At 44.0% G+C, this 16,711-nt stretch carries 18 protein-coding genes and 1 tRNA gene; 6 read left to right on the forward strand and 13 right to left on the reverse strand.

Annotation, left to right across the window (positions count from 1 at the left end; genetic code table 11):
* The coding region (locus EXA13_RS12640) for a DUF2938 domain-containing protein (RefSeq protein ID WP_430794489.1) at positions 1 to 556 on the forward strand (556 nt) is incomplete at its 5' end.
* A gap of 107 nt (positions 557 to 663) precedes the next feature.
* Here the strand turns inward: EXA13_RS12640 and EXA13_RS12645 are convergent.
* A tRNA-Arg gene (locus EXA13_RS12645) sits at positions 664 to 740 on the reverse strand.
* Positions 741 to 1,043: 303 nt separating this feature from the next.
* On the opposite strand from EXA13_RS12645, the gene folD reads away from it, so the two are divergent.
* Entirely contained in the window at positions 1,044 to 1,913 is an 870-nt protein-coding gene (folD, locus tag EXA13_RS12650; RefSeq protein ID WP_238133483.1) for a bifunctional methylenetetrahydrofolate dehydrogenase/methenyltetrahydrofolate cyclohydrolase FolD, read from the forward strand.
* Positions 1,914 to 1,982: 69 nt separating this feature from the next.
* Here folD and EXA13_RS12655 read toward each other — a convergent pair whose 3' ends face one another.
* The 4 genes from EXA13_RS12655 to EXA13_RS12670 form a co-directional block, all read right to left on the reverse strand.
* On the reverse strand, positions 1,983 to 3,188 hold the full coding sequence (locus tag EXA13_RS12655; RefSeq protein ID WP_238133484.1) for a NupC/NupG family nucleoside CNT transporter: 1,206 nt from the start codon (positions 3,186 to 3,188) through the stop codon (positions 1,983 to 1,985).
* Positions 3,189 to 3,411: 223 nt separating this feature from the next.
* On the reverse strand, positions 3,412 to 4,359 hold the full coding sequence (locus EXA13_RS12660; protein WP_238133485.1) for a LysR family transcriptional regulator: 948 nt from the start codon (positions 4,357 to 4,359) through the stop codon (positions 3,412 to 3,414).
* 68 nt (positions 4,360 to 4,427) lie between these two features.
* On the reverse strand, positions 4,428 to 5,399 hold the full coding sequence (locus EXA13_RS12665) for a lytic murein transglycosylase (protein ID WP_238133486.1): 972 nt from the start codon (positions 5,397 to 5,399) through the stop codon (positions 4,428 to 4,430).
* Between the two features lie 24 nt (positions 5,400 to 5,423).
* Positions 5,424 to 5,699, reverse strand: a complete 276-nt coding sequence (locus EXA13_RS12670) for a YcgL domain-containing protein (RefSeq protein ID WP_238133602.1) — start codon at positions 5,697 to 5,699, stop codon at positions 5,424 to 5,426.
* A gap of 264 nt (positions 5,700 to 5,963) precedes the next feature.
* Here EXA13_RS12670 and minC point away from each other — a divergent pair, with 264 nt between their 5' ends.
* Genes minC through minE form a run of 3 tightly spaced genes read left to right on the forward strand, consistent with a single transcriptional unit; the run spans position 5,964 to position 7,728 of the window.
* Positions 5,964 to 6,626: a septum site-determining protein MinC gene (minC, locus tag EXA13_RS12675; protein ID WP_238133487.1), complete on the forward strand. Its 663-nt coding sequence runs from the start codon at positions 5,964 to 5,966 to the stop codon at positions 6,624 to 6,626.
* Between the two features lie 21 nt (positions 6,627 to 6,647).
* Complete coding sequence (gene minD, locus EXA13_RS12680) at positions 6,648 to 7,460, forward strand: septum site-determining protein MinD (protein WP_238133488.1); 813 nt, start codon at positions 6,648 to 6,650, stop codon at positions 7,458 to 7,460.
* A gap of 4 nt (positions 7,461 to 7,464) precedes the next feature.
* Positions 7,465 to 7,728 carry a cell division topological specificity factor MinE gene (minE, locus tag EXA13_RS12685; RefSeq protein WP_238133489.1) on the forward strand — a complete coding sequence of 88 codons (264 nt, stop codon included), beginning with the start codon at positions 7,465 to 7,467 and terminating at the stop codon, positions 7,726 to 7,728.
* Between the two features lie 136 nt (positions 7,729 to 7,864).
* On the opposite strand, the gene rnd is transcribed toward minE, so the two are convergent.
* The 8 genes from rnd to EXA13_RS12725 all read right to left on the reverse strand — a co-directional run bounded on the left by rnd (position 7,865) and on the right by EXA13_RS12725 (position 15,663).
* Positions 7,865 to 8,983 (reverse strand): ribonuclease D, encoded by a 1,119-nt coding sequence (rnd, locus tag EXA13_RS12690; protein ID WP_238133490.1) that lies wholly within the window; start codon positions 8,981 to 8,983, stop codon positions 7,865 to 7,867.
* A 113-nt stretch (positions 8,984 to 9,096) separates the two neighbouring features.
* A complete protein-coding gene (fadD, locus tag EXA13_RS12695) occupies positions 9,097 to 10,794 on the reverse strand; it encodes a long-chain-fatty-acid--CoA ligase FadD (protein WP_238133491.1) in 1,698 nt (565 codons plus the stop codon).
* Between the two features lie 110 nt (positions 10,795 to 10,904).
* Complete coding sequence (locus EXA13_RS12700; RefSeq protein ID WP_238133492.1) at positions 10,905 to 11,762, reverse strand: alpha/beta fold hydrolase; 858 nt, start codon at positions 11,760 to 11,762, stop codon at positions 10,905 to 10,907.
* Positions 11,762 to 12,316 carry a Slp family lipoprotein gene (locus tag EXA13_RS12705; protein WP_238133493.1) on the reverse strand — a complete coding sequence of 185 codons (555 nt, stop codon included), beginning with the start codon at positions 12,314 to 12,316 and terminating at the stop codon, positions 11,762 to 11,764. The genes EXA13_RS12700 and EXA13_RS12705 overlap by 1 nt, the downstream gene beginning before the upstream one ends.
* Before the next feature lie 16 nt (positions 12,317 to 12,332).
* A complete protein-coding gene (locus EXA13_RS12710; protein ID WP_238133494.1) occupies positions 12,333 to 12,629 on the reverse strand; it encodes a chromosome partitioning protein ParA in 297 nt (98 codons plus the stop codon).
* A gap of 94 nt (positions 12,630 to 12,723) precedes the next feature.
* Positions 12,724 to 13,431: a tRNA (adenosine(37)-N6)-threonylcarbamoyltransferase complex dimerization subunit type 1 TsaB gene (gene tsaB / locus EXA13_RS12715; RefSeq protein ID WP_238133495.1), complete on the reverse strand. Its 708-nt coding sequence runs from the start codon at positions 13,429 to 13,431 to the stop codon at positions 12,724 to 12,726.
* 8 nt (positions 13,432 to 13,439) lie between these two features.
* Entirely contained in the window at positions 13,440 to 15,368 is a 1,929-nt protein-coding gene (locus EXA13_RS12720; protein WP_238133496.1) for an ATP-dependent DNA helicase, read from the reverse strand.
* 91 nt (positions 15,369 to 15,459) lie between these two features.
* On the reverse strand, positions 15,460 to 15,663 hold the full coding sequence (locus tag EXA13_RS12725) for a hypothetical protein (RefSeq protein WP_238133497.1): 204 nt from the start codon (positions 15,661 to 15,663) through the stop codon (positions 15,460 to 15,462).
* Positions 15,664 to 15,842: 179 nt separating this feature from the next.
* On the opposite strand from EXA13_RS12725, the gene purU reads away from it, so the two are divergent.
* Positions 15,843 to 16,676 (forward strand): formyltetrahydrofolate deformylase, encoded by an 834-nt coding sequence (purU, locus tag EXA13_RS12730; RefSeq protein ID WP_238133498.1) that lies wholly within the window; start codon positions 15,843 to 15,845, stop codon positions 16,674 to 16,676.
* The last annotated feature ends 35 nt before the right edge of the window (positions 16,677 to 16,711 follow it).

The raw sequence follows: 16,711 nt of genomic DNA on the forward strand, positions 1-16,711 counted from the left end.
AACTTTAAGTTGTACCATGACTTTCCCATTACAACCAGTTAAACCTAGTGAAACTTTGGAGGAAAGAATGTCACTTTTAGTTTGGTTTCAAATTATAGTTATTGGCCTTGGCGCAACCTTTATTATGGATTTATGGGCTTGGATTCAAAAAAAACTATTGGGTATTCCATCTTTAAACTATGCCCTTGTCGCTCGATGGGTTCTCTATATTCCTAGTGGGCAATGGGTTCACACCCCAATAATGAATACCTCCCCAGCCACCAGAGAAACGGAGTTGGGTTGGTTTTTACACTACGCTATAGGGATAATGTTCGCCCTTATTCACGTGCTGATCATGGGTGCTGAGTGGCTGAAAAACCCAACTATGATACCGAGTTTAGTGACGGGTATCGTCACCATTATTTTTCCATTTTTCATCATTCAACCCTGCTTAGGGTTCGGAATTGCCGCCTGTAAAACACCGCATCCTTGGAAGTCACGCTTATTGAGCCTCTTGGCACACCTAGCTTATGGTGCAGGTATTTTTATTACGGCGTATATGATGAGCTTTTTATGATCATCGTTGTTTTTGCAGTACTGGTCGTGGATGGATCCATCATGCTAACAAAGAACAGAAATGAAAAAGGCGCTAGCAAGAATCTTCTTGCTAGCGCCTGAAATAAATGGCGCGCCCTACAGGATTCGAACCTGTGACCACATGCTTAGAAGGCACGTGCTCTATCCAACTGAGCTAAGGGCGCGCTACAGGGAGGGGATTATACGAGTTCAATGCGTTAAATCAACGGCTTTATCTTAAGTTTTGTGTTAAGTGTCTAAATTAGAAGCAAGAGGACATTCAATTCTCTTTTTTATCGCTCATTTTTCATGCTTTATTCCATCAACTCTTCACCGAGGGTGAACAACAGTATTTATCCATTTTTATCTCATGAATCATCATCGATTAAAACCCCAACAAAGCAAACGATTGCCTGTGGATATTTATTTTGATATCTGCGACAATTCGCGCAAAATTTTTGGCTACCAATGAGTAAGTAAGGAAAGTCATGACGGCTCAAAATATTGATGGAAAGTTAATTTCCCAAACGGTGCGTTCGGAAGTTGCCGCTCGCGTTAAAGCACGGATAGAGGCAGGGCGACGAGCACCAGGGCTCGCTGTGGTACTGGTTGGAGAAGATCCCGCTTCCCAAGTCTATGTCGGTAGCAAACGTCGTGCATGTGAAGAAGTCGGCTTTGTATCTCAATCTTATGACCTTCCGGCAAATACCAGCGAAGCTGAGTTATTGGCCTTAATTGATACCTTAAATGCCGATACCAGTATTGATGGCATTTTGGTCCAGCTCCCCTTACCAGCTGGTATTGACACCACACAAGTACTAGAGCGAATTCTGCCAGATAAAGATGTTGATGGGTTTCACCCCTATAATGTCGGTCGCTTAGCTCAGCGAATCCCAACCTTACGTTCATGTACACCAAAAGGTATCATCACGCTATTAGATCGTTACAACATTCCCTTGCGCGGTAAGCATGCTGTAATTGTTGGCGCATCTAATATCGTGGGTCGGCCGATGACGTTAGAGCTGCTATTAGCAGGTTGTACCACCACAACCTGTCACCGCTTTACCAAAGATCTAGAGCAACACGTTCGCCAAGCAGATGTATTAGTGGTCGCAGTCGGTAAACCTCACTTTATTCCAGGAGATTGGATAAAAGAAGGTGCGGTGGTGATTGATGTCGGTATTAATCGATTAGAAACCGGTAAATTAGTGGGAGATGTCGATTACGATGTAGCGAGCACTCGGGCCAGTTTTATTACGCCGGTTCCAGGAGGGGTTGGCCCAATGACCGTGGCCAGCTTAATTGAAAATACACTGATGGCTTGTGAGCAATTTCATACTCAAGACAGCCACCAATAATTCACTCGCCAATTCGTTACAGGGGCGAAAAAAGAACGGCGACCACATTCAGTGTCGCCGTTTGATGTTTTAAAAAGAAAGAATCACGCCAGCTAAAGCGGCACTCATTAAATTCGCTAACACTCCCGCACTGATTGCGCGAAAACCGTATTGAGAAATAAAACTACGTCGCTCAGGAACCAAACTACCGAGCCCACCAATCAATACGGCCATCGTTGAAATATTCGCAAAACCACATAAGGCAAAAGTCACAATCGCCTGAGAATGTTCACTCAATTGAGACTGTACGTTCATTAACTGAATAAAAGCCACAAATTCATTTACAATGATTTTATTACCAATCAAAGCCCCTGCCGTTATTGCTTCATTCCATGGGATACCCAACAACCAAGCGATAGGTGCGAATAAGTAGCCTAAGATCAGCTCAAAACTGAGCTCGATGCCCACCAAGTTGCCAGCCCAACCGAGTAAACCATTAAGTAATGCAATCACACTGACAAATGCCAGTAACGTTGCCCCCACCGCTACCGCAATTCTTAAACCTGACATCGCCCCATCGGCGACGGCTTCAACCACATTGGTCGCCTTCGGAATTTCAACCTCATCATCGGCCTGTTGCAAAGCATGAAGCTCTGTTTCTGGCACTAATATTTTTGCCATTAATAGGCCCGCTGGTGCAGACATAAATGCTGCCGCAATCAAATAATTCAAGTTAACGCCTAATGAGGCATAACCGACTAAAGTCCCTCCTGCGACCGAGGCTAGCCCACAAGTCATGACCGCAAAAAATTGAGAATCCGTCATGTGTTTTAAATAAGGCTTAACCACCAGCGGCGCTTCAATCATTCCAACAAAAATATTAGCCGTAGCAGATAATGACTCCGCTCGCCCTGTCCCTAAAAGCTTCTGTATTCCTCCGCCAATCAGGTTAATCACTTTAGGCATGATCCCAAGGTGATAAAGGCCAGAAATCAGTGCGGAAAAAAAGATGATAATCCCCAGCACATTAATCGCGAACACAAACCCAATGCTACTACTGGCTAGACCACCAAAAATAAAGTTAATCCCTTCTTGTCCATAATCAATCAGATGTGATACGGCTCCTGTCACCTGATTTAATACCCCTTTCCCCATCGGAACATACAGTACCAATAGAGCAAAACCCACTTGCAGCAAAAATGCTGGAATGACGGTTTTCAATTGAATATTTTTTCTATTTGTAGAAAGCAGCCAAGCGATACATAAAATCGCGGCAACACCAAGAAGTGAGCTCATGAAAAGAATCCGAAAGTTTATCAATAAGGGAAGGCGTGGGATTCTATTCTTCAAATAAGAATGCGCAAGTCGCAAATGTTAATAGAGTAGAAACAAAAATCATCGTCATGACAGTCAAACGCTAACTCATTGAATTTTAAAAAACTAAACGATTGCTTAATTATATTATTTCTATATAGAAACAGTATTTATCAGTGAGGAAATAATGTTTCCTTGCAATACGCTAGGAGAGCCCAGAGCGAAGGTATGGAGCCAGGCGAGCATCCCAATAACAGGGTGAACCAATTTTCGCTTTGATAAATTCGATCACTGCTGTGATTTTTTTTGGCATGTGTTGTCGGCTAGGATAGACCGCATAAAACGGCATGACTTGGTTAGCATGCCAATCTGGCAATAACTGAATCAACTTACCTTGGCGAAATTCATCTCGAATTAAATACGTCGCTAAGTAGGCAATCCCCCATCCTGCAACGGCGGCATCTCGCACAGCCTCAGCAAGATCGACAGAATAATTTCCGGAGACTTGGATGGTTAACTGATGTTGAGCATTCGCAAACGACCAATGGGTATAATCACGTTCCCAACTGCGATAAATTAAACAATTATGCGCGAGCAAATCATGGGGGGTTTTCGGTGCAGAATGTTGCAATAAGTAATCCGGTGAAGCGGCGACAACAAACTGACAATCAGCCAAGCGTTGAGCGACATACCCCTCAGGTATATGTTCATTACTGGTGATCCAGAGATCTAACCCTTCTTGTAACATATCCACTTTGTGATCGAATAAATGCACTTCAACTTGTAATTTAGGATACTGCTGACGCAATGCTTCCAAAGCCGGAAGAATATGCAACGTACCAAAGGATTGTGATAACCCCAGCTTTAATAACCCGGAAACTTCATCACGCCGACTTTCCACCTCAGACTGTGCAGTATCGATGATGTTTACCAGTTGATCACAATGACGATAAAATGCTTGCCCCGTTTCAGTGATCGTAAAACTGCGTGTGGTTCGCTGAATAAGTTTTGCATTTAATGACGCTTCCAGCTGTGCTAACTGCTTGCTGACATGAGACACCGATACACCCAATGTTTTTGCCGCTGCGGTAAATCCTTGTTGTTTCACTAATGCAGCAAAGATAACCATCTGTCCGGCACGTTCTGACAACACATTCACTCCTGCTTTCATGATCAAAAAGGGCTGTCTGCCAGCCCTTTAAATAAAAATACCCGTTTGAGTTAAAACTTAATTCTATCGGCGAGATGGCTAACTGCCAGTGCAAAATAATGTGAACGGTTCCACTTCATCAGTACATTATAATTGTTATAAACCAAATAAATTCGCCCCTGCTCATCATCTGGAATAATCAACCATGCTTGGATATCTTCTTTCAACTTAGGCAAAGGTTGACCGTCATAGCGCGTCACCCCAAGTTGACTCCACTCTTTTAGATACTTGCCTTTTTCTGGCTGCCGCCCTTCTAGGTTACGATCAAAACCTTTCGGGATTTTTACTTGTCGCCCCCACGTGTATTGATCATCCCACCCAGACTGACTCAGGTAATTCGCCGTGGACGCAAATACATCGGCTTTGGTACCCCAAATATCTTTTCGACCATCCCCGTCACCATCGGCTGCATAAGCCAAAAACGAGCTGGGCATAAACTGACATTGCCCCATCGCACCTGCCCAAGAACCTTTCATCTCTTGTGCGCTAATATGGCCTTGCTGCAAAATCTGTAACGCTGCTATCGTTTCTTTGCGAAAGAAAGCTTCTCTCCGCCCATCATAAGCCATCGTGGCCAACGCATCGACCACAGAGTAATTGCCAGTAAAGCGACCAAAATTACTTTCAACCCCCCACAGCGCCACAATAAAGCGAGGATGAACCCCATACTGTTTCCCAATGCGTTGCAGCTCATCATAATGCTTCTCATATAGCGATTGGGCCTGATCAACTTTCCAGTTCGGTACAGCACGAGGAATATATTCGTCTAGTGTTAAACGTTTCTCTGGTTGATTGCGATCAGCGGTCACGGCTCGAGGACGATGCTCTACATTAGCAAAAGCCTCCGTTAAAATAGATTCAGAAATACCTTCTTGACGCGCTTCTTGCTTTAACCCTTCAAGATATTGTTCAAAACTGACTGGATTGGCCAATAATGGAAATGAACACGTCAAACCAAGCATAACTGACAAGATTTTTTTCAAGATATTCTCCTCAAACCTTCCGAATCACGAAAGTTGTTCTTTTTGTTCTTTATAGCGTTCTAGTAAATTTTCTGGTGGTGGTGGCAGTTGTAAAAAGAACCCCGGCTGTTCTAGTGCCACTTTGACTTTTTCCACATCCACATGAGCCAATTGGCGACTCGCAAGGTTTACCAGCATCACAAAAATAGGTTTACCAAAGGTCTGCATTAAAGTGTCAGGAACCTGTGAAAAATCGTCTCTCTTTGGAATATAGAGATAAGTACCTTCTTTTTTAGAACTTTTATAGATAGAACAAAGCATGCCAACCCTTTTCATTGAATTTTCCCACATTGCGTGTGGATTTTCTCTCATTTCAGATATTCCCCACTAAAATTGCGAGGAAATCACTGAATTGACCGCAAGATAACTTGCTGTACCAAGGCGCTGAATATAACATGACACTTATAGTCTCCGACAACGCTAATTGTTGTATACCCAAGTAACCTCGCTATCGCTGGGGTGACTGTGCGCTGAAAATGTGTCTGCTTAGGTATAGAACAAGCGTTTATTGAGGTCAACGTTACGATGTCAAATATACCTGACCTAAAAGGCCGCAGTTTTACTTTGTCTGTGTTACACCTTTCTGATAACCAAGTAGACACCACGGTCGATTTTCTCAAGCAAAAAACCGAGCAAGCGCCCGCTTTTTTTGCGAACGCGCCCATTGTTTTAAATATTGATAAAGTGGTGGGTGACATTGATTTTGCTATGCTAAAGAATGGCATTCTTGAAGCAGGTTTTGTCCCCGTGGGTATTACTGGCTGTAGAGATAAACGTTGCCAAACGGAAGCCTTTAACGCTGGGTTCGCTGTGATGACGGCCAGTAATACCCCATTACAAGCGCCTGCACCAATGACACCGACAAAAATTATCCGAACCCCAATTCGCTCTGGGCAACAGGTGTATGCAAAAGATGGCGACTTGGTCATTTTAAACCATGTTAGCCCAGGGGCTGAGGTTATCGCCGATGGCTCTATCCATATTCATGGCACGCTACGCGGTCGAGCTATTGCGGGAGCCAGTGGGCAAAAAGAGGCCAGAATTATTTGTCATGATTTACAAGCTGAGCTGGTTTCCATCGCTGGAAATTATTGGCTAAGTGATCAAATTGATGGTGAGTTTTGGCAAAAGAAAGTGATGCTAAGTTTAAGCGAAGAATCACTGTATTTTGAATTACTTACGATTTAGATTCGAAAGGAAACTAATTAGATGGCACGCATTATTGTTGTAACATCAGGAAAAGGTGGAGTAGGCAAAACCACCTCCAGCGCAGCTATTGCGTCTGGGTTGGCTTTAAAAGGAAAAAAGACGGCGGTGATCGATTTTGATATCGGTCTGCGTAACCTAGATTTGATCATGGGTTGTGAACGTCGCGTCGTTTACGATTTCGTCAATGTACTTAATGGTGAAGCTACGCTAAACCAAGCGTTGATCAAAGATAAACGCAATGAAAACTTGTTTATTCTTCCCGCGTCACAAACACGAGATAAAGATGCCCTAACAAAAGATGGGGTACAGCGTATTCTTAATGAGCTCAATGATATGGGCTTTGAATTCATTATATGTGATTCGCCTGCTGGGATTGAACAAGGCGCATTGATGGCGCTGTATTATGCCGATGAGGCGATTGTCACCACAAACCCTGAAGTATCCTCTGTTCGTGATTCTGACCGCATCTTAGGGATTCTAGATTCTAAATCCTTGCGTGCTGAACAAGGGCTAGAGCCGGTTAAACAGCATCTTCTACTGACACGTTATAATCCAACACGTGTTAATCAGGGTGAAATGCTCAGTGTTGAAGATGTGGAAGAAATCCTGCATGTTCCTTTGCTCGGTGTCATTCCTGAAAGTCAGGCAGTATTAAATGCCTCGAACAAAGGCGTTCCCGTCATTTTTGATGATCAATCCGATGCAGGCCAAGCGTATGATGATACGGTTGAACGCTTACTGGGGCAAGAAATTGAGTTTCGTTTTTTAACTGAGCCAAAGAAAGGCATCTTTAAACGACTTTTTGGAGGCTAACACGATGTCATTACTTGAATTTTTTCGTCCACAAAAAAAGAATTCTGCAAGTTTAGCTAAAGAGCGCTTGCAAATCATTGTGGCAGAACGCCGCAGCCAAAGTGATCCTGCTCCTACTTATTTACCTCAACTTAAAGAGGATATTTTACAGGTAATCGCAAAATATGTGGCGATTGATCCTTCAATGGTCGAGCTTTCCTTTGAGCATAAAGGTGATGATATTTCCGTTCTGGAACTGAATGTCAAGTTACCAGACGAAGAAAAGTAATGGCGAACTCTCTCGTTACGCTTTTTGAGCTGATGGGATGTAGATTAAGCACGTTATTCTCAATAGATGGAATGCTGTAAGTATTACGCTTACAGCGTCATCCCCGCGCAGGCGGGGAGAGCCATTATGCCTGATATCACTTTATCAGCTTATTTAACCGCTCACCGAGTAACGGCAAACGCCAACTTTGCATTAAGTCGGGTAAATGCTCTGGATCTTGTTGTTTATTCCATACCCAATTGACTAATTGGTTCAACTGTTTTTTCGATGCTAAAAACTCAGTGGCTAATCCTGAAGTATGCGACACCTGTTTTACTTCATCCTTTAATTTCTTAAATAGTTGCTTATAACCTGGATAATCCATTAAAGGCACAATCGGCGCTGGGTATTGTTCAGCTGGGGTTTGCTTTGCCTCTTTCACTATCTGCGAAATTTTAGCACTATGGCGGCGAATAACATGAGAATCGATACCCTCTTCTTCCATCCGTTTAGGAGAATGAAGTGCTAAACGGGCAATGGTTAATAAATCATGTTCCCGAATGACAAAATTAAGCGCTAAATCTCGTTTCACGGCCTCATGGTAACGCCAAGTCGCTAATGGTTTTAATATCGCCAATTCACGAGGGTTCAGTTGCCAAGCCCCTTTGATGTCAAGATAAACGTTATCTGGGTCGGTAATGCGGGATCTTTTCTCTACCTGTAATAAGGATTCTTGCTGTGCGGCTTCCCACCACCCCGCTTGTATCACTTTCTCTAACAGTTGTTCATACATAGGCAAAAGGTAAAAGACATCTGCGGCAGCATAATCAAGCTGCTTTTGTGATAATGGACGCGCAAGCCAATCGGTACGAGATTCACTTTTATCCAATTCAACACTCAGTAAATCTTGCACTAATGCTGCAAATCCGGTTGAAAGTCCATAACCGATAAATGCCGCCATCAACTGTGTATCAACCATCGGGAAAGGGACACAACCGAAACTGTGCTGAAAGACTTCCAGATCTTCCCCACAAGCATGCAGAACTTTGAGTACCGACGTATCTTGCAGGAGTTCAATAAAAGGGCTCATTTCCTCAATCGCTACAGGATCAATCAACGAAAGATTTTCACCGTCAAACAGTTGAATAAGTCCCAATTGAGGATAAAAAGTACGAGTTCGAACAAACTCGGTATCCAGCATTACCACATCCGCTTGACGAGCAAGCGCACACACACGTTGTAGTTCATTAAGTTGGTCAATAATTTGATAATTCACAAATGGCTCACTTTGCCTTGTCTTATTTAGGTTCGACAACCTCAAAAAATAACAATGCCGACGATTTAGGTCGGCATTGTAGCATCATAATGGGTAATTACTTACCGGTTGATCTAAGCACATTTTGCCTTTTCCGCTTGCTGAGCATCATTTTCTTCACGTAATACGCGACGTAAAATCTTACCCACATTGGTTTTTGGCAACTCTTCACGAAATTCAATCAGTTTGGGGACTTTATAACCCGTTAAGTGTTTACGGCAATGCGTGATGACTTCTTCTTTGGTTAAGCTGGGATCACGTTTCACTATATAGATTTTCACAACTTCACCCGAGACTTCATGCGGCTGTCCAATCGCGGCGACTTCAAGCACTTTGCCATGTAATGCAACCACGTCTTCAATCTCATTCGGATAAACGTTAAAACCAGAAACCAAGATCATATCTTTCTTACGGTCAACGATATACAGCATGCCTTGATCATCGAACTTAACAATATCCCCCGTCGATAACCAGCCATCTTCATCCACCACTTCTTTTGTCGCTTCAGGACGCTGCCAATATCCTTGCATCACTTGAGGACCACGAACTTGTAACTCTCCCGTTTGATCATAGCCCAGCACGTTGCCTTCTTCATCAACAATCCGGACTTCAGTAGATGGCACAGGCAAACCAATGGCACCAGAATAATCAGAAAGATCATAAGGGTTTCCTGTGACTAGGGGTGAACATTCCGTCAACCCATAACCTTCAAGTAAATGGATACCGGTGATCTTTTTCCACTTATCCGCAACCGCACGTTGAACGGCCATTCCACCGCCGACTGAGAGCTTCATATTGCTAAAGTCGAGTTCATGGAAATCTTCATTGTTGACTAAGGCATTAAATAAGGTATTCACCCCAGTGAGGGCTGTAAACGGATATTTTTGCAGCTCTTTAATAAAGCCAGGAATGTCTCGTGGGTTAGTAATCATTAAATTACTCCCCCCCATTTCGATGAACAGCAATAAGTTTACCGTTAAAGCAAAAACGTGATATAGAGGCAGTGCCGTAACCACTAACTCTCGCCCTTCACGCAATACGGGCCCATAAGCTCCTCTTGCTTGAAGTACGTTCGCAATCATGTTGCGGTGCGTTAAAATTGCCCCTTTTGCAACCCCCGTCGTCCCTCCGGTATATTGTAAAAAAGCAATATCTTCACCCGACATAAAAGGTTTCACGTATTGCAAACGGCGGCCTTTATGTAAAGCCTTACGCATAGAAATCGCGCCCGGCAGATCATATTTAGGCACCATACCTTTAACATACTTAACGACAAAATCGACCAAAGTACCTTTCGCACGAGGAAGCATTTGCCCAAGGCTAGTTAAGACCACATGTTTAACTTGAGTATTGGCAACAATTTGCTCTAACGTATTCGCAAAGTTAGAGACAATCACAATAGCGCGAACGTCAGCATCATTCAGTTGGTGTTCTAACTCTCGAGGAGTGTAAAGAGGGTTTACGTTAACAGCAATCATGCCCGCACGCAAAATCCCAAACAGAGCGACTGGATACTGCAATAAGTTAGGCATCATCAGGGCGACTCGGTCGCCTTTTTTTAACTTAAGCTCATTTTGTAAATAGGCAGAAAACGCTCGACTGCGTTCTTCCAATTTACGAAATGTCATCACTGAGCCCATATTCATGAAAGCAGGCTGATCCGCATACTTGTGTACTGACTGCTCAAACATCTCAACCAATGATAAATATTGGTCAGGATTAATGGTTTCCGGTACATCGGTGGGATAACGTGAAAGCCAAGGTTTATCCACGGTAATACTCCTCGTAATTGGCTGGCATGATTATCATTGTCTTTGTTATAGAAATGATCTCTATTACAGCACAGCCAGAGCACTTGAGCACGAAACACTCAAACACTTGTTTAAATTTTGTTAACTAAGCCAAATATTAGTTCTGCGACCGGCAAAGGTTGCTGAAGATGACAATGATGGCCACCTGAAATGACATGTTTTTCCATCTTTGCATACGCATCGCTTGCTGCGTCTTGCTGAAGAGATTCAAAACCGTGTTCCCCCAATATCAGTTGGTGGGGGCAAATAATACTCTCAAGCACCTTTTGCGCATAAGGGTATGACGGACGATAAAGTGACTCACTGGTTAGCTTTTTATCATACCGCCATTGCCATTTATCTTTCACTTGCACAATTCCCCTTAGAACGATGGGTTCGATTAAGTGAATCGGCAGTTGATTAACATATGCTCGATGTTGAAGAGCATCAGCTAGGCTTGAGTAATAACGTTCGGCTTTACGTCGCAAACGATGACGGCTGACGATCCCTTTTCGCAAACGTGCAAGGCTATTGTCTGGAGATTCCACCAAAGGTGCCAGGCCTTCAATCTGAACTAATCCTGCAACTTGGTCAGGAAAGGCGGCACTATAGCAACTTGCGATTAAAGCACCAAGTGAATGACCCACTAACACTAGTCTGTTTGGTGAAATAGTAAGCAAAAGTTGGTAAATATCGTCAATATAGTCGTGAAATGGGTAGTAACAAGCGGTAGATTTGTGACAAGAAAGGCCGTGACCCGGTAAATCGATTGCGCAAAGACACCAATCTGGCGCGAGTGAATGTAACGCCTCCATCACCGTTTGAAAACTGGCCGCATTATCTAACCAACCATGCAAAAAAACGATGGTCACGTCCGCCTGTTTCGGGCACCCCACGGTTAGCCCAGCCAGTTGCCCATATTCAAGATCATAGGATTGAGATTGCAGCATTACTTCACTTCTTGAATCACACGCCCACTGCGTGGATAGTCATCCATATGACGGCAATGAAAATTGCGGCAAGGAAAAAGATAAGGCCCCCTATCATCAACTATGATCCGCTCTTCCACTCGCCATAAATAGTAGCCATTGACCTTCATGACAGGAAAGAGGTAATCATACTCACCAATGCTTCCTCGTTCTGAAGGGGCGGAGGTGCCAATCACTGAGATTAAGCGACCAGGACTATATGTCACAGGGTCAAGAAACCCATCGACATAGCCAATAAAGCGCCCTTCTGGCTCACGAGCTAGGTTCGGCCGACCTGATGCGTCAATCGGCAAGTTGACAATCTCAATTCGGGTTCTATCCGCTAAGTTAGTCGTTTGAGCAATCACGCCTCCCAAACGAACATCCCTTTCTGTATGACCGTCCTGTTGAGACCATAGCGTGTAATCCGAGATGACCGATTCTTGATCACTGGCTAATTGAGGAGGAAGCGAAGCACAAGCCGTTAGCATCGCAAATATCGAGAGTAACAATAGACGAACTAGATTATGTATCATGGAGTTACCCCTTTTGTTAGATATACATATCGACACCGAGCATTTGGGCCAGTTCCTCTTTTCTCGCTTGATTCATTACCCCGAGATACTCTTCCAACGCTTTACGAGCATGACCTTCTGGCAAATCATATTGAAGTCGTGCACGATGAATATCAGCAGGATCTACCTGGCGAATAGAGTGAGAAACCGCATCTGCAACTTTGCTGGTTTGACTAACCGACGATTGCCCTTTTGTCCCTTCTTTTTTCTTCGATTTGGAAGTTCGATGCGTATTCGATATTCGAGCGGGGGGCAATCCATTTATTGAAACCATACTGATCCTACCTAACTCACAGAGTGAACGAATAACTCAAAACCGGGCCAGCTTGTTATCCGTTCAAAATTCTAGATGTGATGGTACTTGCCGATTACTCTCGACCCGGCAATTTTTTCCAAGCCACGGTATCACGCAAGTAAATCGGGCTTGTCTCTTCAACAGGGAGCGTTCTACCTTGTTTCCATTCCTGTTGTGCTAAAACCACCATATCTTGTGCTTGGGGATAGAGTAGCCCACTGTCTTGCAGAACAAATGGTAAAGTCGATAAGCTTTCTTGATAGGCAGCCCATCCCGTTCCCGCGGTTGCCCATGCTTGATCCACATCTTCACTTGCCAGCGTCTCTACCAACAATTCCGGTGCGACCACACATTCAGCATCAACTTCACGCCAAGTGCCATTGGATTGACGCTCAAAGCGAGCCCAATAAACTTCACTCATGCGCGCATCAATCGCACAAGCTACTTGGGTTAATCCTTGTTCCCGATAAGCGCCTTGTGCTAATGCCGCTAAGGTTGAAATTCCTATCATTGGCAAATTCGCTCCAAACGCTAAACCTTGTGCAATTCCAATGCCAATTCGTACCCCAGTAAAACTGCCTGGGCCTCGACCAAACGCTAATGCATCCAGATCTTGCAAGGTTAACCCGGCTTCTTTTAAAACTTCATCAACCATAGGTAGAATTTTTTTGGTGTGATCACGAGGAGCCACTTCGCTACGGGAATAAACGTCATCACCCACCATTAAAGCAACAGAGCAAGCCTCTGTTGCGGTATCTAAAGCTAGAATTTTTGCGCTCATGAATGTCTCTAATTGATTGCGGTTTTAGATAGAGATTGCAGAAAGTCTGTTACCACGGCTAAATCCCGTGTTCGGGGAATGGGCGGTAAACTGGCAAGAAAAACGCCACCATAATCACGAGTGACTAAGCGATTATCACAAATAATCAATGCGCCTTTATCTTTCTGATCTCGAATTAGTCGTCCTACACCCTGCTTCAAAGTAATCACCGCCTCTGGCAGTTGGACCTGAGAAAATGGGTCCCCTCCCCGTAAGCGACAATCTTCAATACGGGCTTTTAACAGTGGATCATCCGGTGCAGTAAACGGAAGTTTGTCGATAATAACACAGCTTAGGGTATCGCCTCTAACATCAATCCCTTCCCAAAATGCCCCCGTGGCGACTAGCAGTGCATTCCCTAACTCCATAAATTCCGCTAAGGTTTTCTGCTTACTCGTCTCTCCTTGCAGTAAGACAGGTAAAGTTAAACAAGTACGAAACCGTTCACCTAACTCCCGCATCATACTGTGGGAAGTGCAAAGGAAAAAACAACGCCCTTGGTTTTGTTCAATCACTGGCGCTAACATACGCACCAATTTATCCGCAAGACCTGGGCTATTCGGTTCAGGCAAATACCGAGGCACACAAAGCTTCGCTTGTCTCTGATAATCGAATGGGCTCGGTAGAGAAAATTGATCACTGGGCACCAGCCCAAGTCGTTGAGTAAAGTGGCTAAAATCATCGTTCACCGCTAAGGTTGCAGAAGTAAATATCCACGCCCCTTGTTTAAGGGTGATCTGCTCTTGAAATTTATCTGCAACCGACAGTGGCGTAATATGCAGGCTAAAATGGCGGGGGGTTGTATCAAACCAGTAAGAGTACCCCGTGACCGATACATCACAAACTCGATCAATTCGCCCTTTGATGGTATTCGCTCGCTCAAATGCCGTGTCAAGTAACTGGCTTCGCCCTAACGCTAACTTAAGTACCTCGATGGCAAAGTCTAAACTTTCCTGTAATCGCTCCATTTGCCGAGCTATCGCAACCGATACCATCGCCTCTCGCCAGTTTCCTCGAAAACCGGAATCCCCCAGCAAAAGGCGTAAATCCATCGCTGTTTGGAGCAGCTTATCCCCAACTTTTTGTAATTGGCGCATATCCTTGGCTTCGGTGCGATAACCAATTTCAATATCTTTCGCTAACTCCTGGATTTGTCGGCTTGAGACTGACTGGCCAAAATACTGGCTAGCAATATCCGGCAATTGATGAGCTTCATCAAAAATAAACACATCCGCTTCAGGGATCAATTCACCAAATCCTGTCTCTTTAATAGCAAGATCAGCAAGGAATAGGTGATGGTTGACGACCACAACATCTGCATCCATGGCTTTGCGACGAGCTTTAGAGACAAAACAATCCTGATAGCTCGGGCATTCTTTCCCTAAGCAATTGTCGTTCGTTGAAGTGATGGTTGGGATAATCAGGCTGTCTTCCGGTAATGCATCACACTCTCCAAGATCACCGGTTTTCGTTTCTGAAGACCAACTACGCACTTTAACCAATTGGGTTAATAAGGTGGGATCGCTCTCGTTATTGTGGCTTTCAACCATTTGCCGACTGAGTCGATCGAGACAAAGGTAATTGGCCCGCCCTTTTAATAACGCGACTTGGCCATGAAAGCCCAATGCATTAACCATCAGCGGTAAATCACGATGAAAGAGTTGCTCTTGCAGGTTTTTTGACCCTGTACTGATAATGATTTTTTTACCACTCAGTAAGGCCGGAACTAAATAAGCGAAGGTTTTGCCCGTTCCCGTTCCCGCTTCAACCACTAATTGCGATTGTTGCTCAATCGCCTTCGCCACGGCCTTCGCCATATCGACTTGCGCTTGACGACCTTGAAAGCCGGGAATGGCTTTACCTAAAGCGCCATGTTGAGAAAAAGTTTTCGCGATCATCCTAAAAACAAGTCCCGTGTAGAATGCCGCGATTATGGCAGGTTTCCCATCCTAGCGCGAACTCAAATCGAGTTCACACTAGGGTAAGGTTTTATTTGCGATTCAGATAACGAGACAACCAAACCGGAGCATCATAACCATGGCTGGCAGAAGAGAGCATCGCCTTAGCGGCATCCACAGGAGAGGCTTTGTTTTCCCACATCGTATCGAGTAATGCGCCATCGATTGGATTGTCGCCCACCAGAGCATGCACTCGCTCAACATACAATTTACGTGCAAGTAATTCTTTATCCATAAACACCACCTTAAATGCGCTCGGTTTGAGTAGAAAGAGAAAGCCTTTAGTGTCTAGCCATGATTGTTGTTGAATCCAACTTGATAATAGATTAATTATAGACGTCACAGTGTGGGCTACATCACCGTTCTGGTCGCCCCTTTTATTTTTGCACCAAAAAGTATTCATGGAAGTTATTGATGGAAAGAAAAACCCTCCTGACGCATTGCACTGATGCCCCAGGTCTTATCTCAAAAATCACCAATATTTGTTACAAGCACCAACTCAATATTATTCATAACAATGAGTTTGTGGATAACACCAGCGGCCATTTTTTTATGCGGACGGAACTTGAGGGGTATTTCAATGACACCACGCTGCTTGCCGATCTGAATAATGCCTTACCCTCTGGAGCGAAACACAAACTGATCGACTCTGCACGTAAACGTATTGTGATTCTGGTGACCAAAGAAGCGCACTGTTTGGGCGATATCCTCATGAAAACCTATGATGGCAGTTTAGATGTCGAGATTGCAGCCGTTGTCGGTAACTATGACAAACTGCAAAACTTAACCGAAAAATTTGAGATCCCTTACCATCACGTTTCACATGAAGGTTTAAACCGCCAAGAACATGAACAGAAAATGCTGGAAGCGATAGAACCTTACCACCCTGATTTTTTGGTGCTCGCAAAATACATGCGAGTTTTGACACCAGGGTTTGTGGAACAGTTCCACCATAAAATCATCAACATTCATCACAGTTTCTTACCTGCCTTTATCGGGGCGAAACCCTATCAGCAGGCTTACGAACGTGGAGTTAAGATCATTGGTGCCACCGCTCACTTTGTGACCAATGATTTAGATGAAGGACCAATTATTAAGCAAGATGTCATTCCTGTCGATCACACATTCAGTGCTCAAGATATGGCGCAAGCGGGCCGAGATGTCGAAAAAAATGTATTAAGTAAAGCCCTCAATAAAGTGATTAATGATCATGTTTTTGTCTATGGCAATAAAACGGTCATTTTATAATTTCACATACTCCATTATCTAAAGATGATGAAGGG

Source organism: Vibrio cincinnatiensis, assembly GCF_022113815.1.
GTDB classification, from domain to species: Bacteria; Pseudomonadota; Gammaproteobacteria; order Enterobacterales; family Vibrionaceae; genus Vibrio; species Vibrio cincinnatiensis_A.

What these genes read in the sequence shown, in the direction of transcription:
- purU (WP_238133498.1), top strand. Translation starts at nt 15,843, where the DNA reads ATGGAAAGAAAAACCCTCCTGACGCATTGCACTGATGCCCCAGGTCTT.
- minC (WP_238133487.1), top strand. Translation starts at nt 5,964, where the DNA reads ATGTCAAATATACCTGACCTAAAAGGCCGCAGTTTTACTTTGTCTGTG.
- EXA13_RS12705 (WP_238133493.1), bottom strand. Translation starts at nt 12,316, where the DNA reads ATGATACATAATCTAGTTCGTCTATTGTTACTCTCGATATTTGCGATG.
- EXA13_RS12655 (WP_238133484.1), bottom strand. Translation starts at nt 3,188, where the DNA reads ATGAGCTCACTTCTTGGTGTTGCCGCGATTTTATGTATCGCTTGGCTG.
- minE (WP_238133489.1), top strand. Translation starts at nt 7,465, where the DNA reads ATGTCATTACTTGAATTTTTTCGTCCACAAAAAAAGAATTCTGCAAGT.
- EXA13_RS12710 (WP_238133494.1), bottom strand. Translation starts at nt 12,629, where the DNA reads ATGGTTTCAATAAATGGATTGCCCCCCGCTCGAATATCGAATACGCAT.
- EXA13_RS12720 (WP_238133496.1), bottom strand. Translation starts at nt 15,368, where the DNA reads ATGATCGCGAAAACTTTTTCTCAACATGGCGCTTTAGGTAAAGCCATT.
- EXA13_RS12725 (WP_238133497.1), bottom strand. Translation starts at nt 15,663, where the DNA reads ATGGATAAAGAATTACTTGCACGTAAATTGTATGTTGAGCGAGTGCAT.
- folD (WP_238133483.1), top strand. Translation starts at nt 1,044, where the DNA reads ATGACGGCTCAAAATATTGATGGAAAGTTAATTTCCCAAACGGTGCGT.
- minD (WP_238133488.1), top strand. Translation starts at nt 6,648, where the DNA reads ATGGCACGCATTATTGTTGTAACATCAGGAAAAGGTGGAGTAGGCAAA.
- EXA13_RS12670 (WP_238133602.1), bottom strand. Translation starts at nt 5,699, where the DNA reads ATGCTTTGTTCTATCTATAAAAGTTCTAAAAAAGAAGGTACTTATCTC.
- EXA13_RS12700 (WP_238133492.1), bottom strand. Translation starts at nt 11,762, where the DNA reads ATGCTGCAATCTCAATCCTATGATCTTGAATATGGGCAACTGGCTGGG.
- tsaB (WP_238133495.1), bottom strand. Translation starts at nt 13,431, where the DNA reads ATGAGCGCAAAAATTCTAGCTTTAGATACCGCAACAGAGGCTTGCTCT.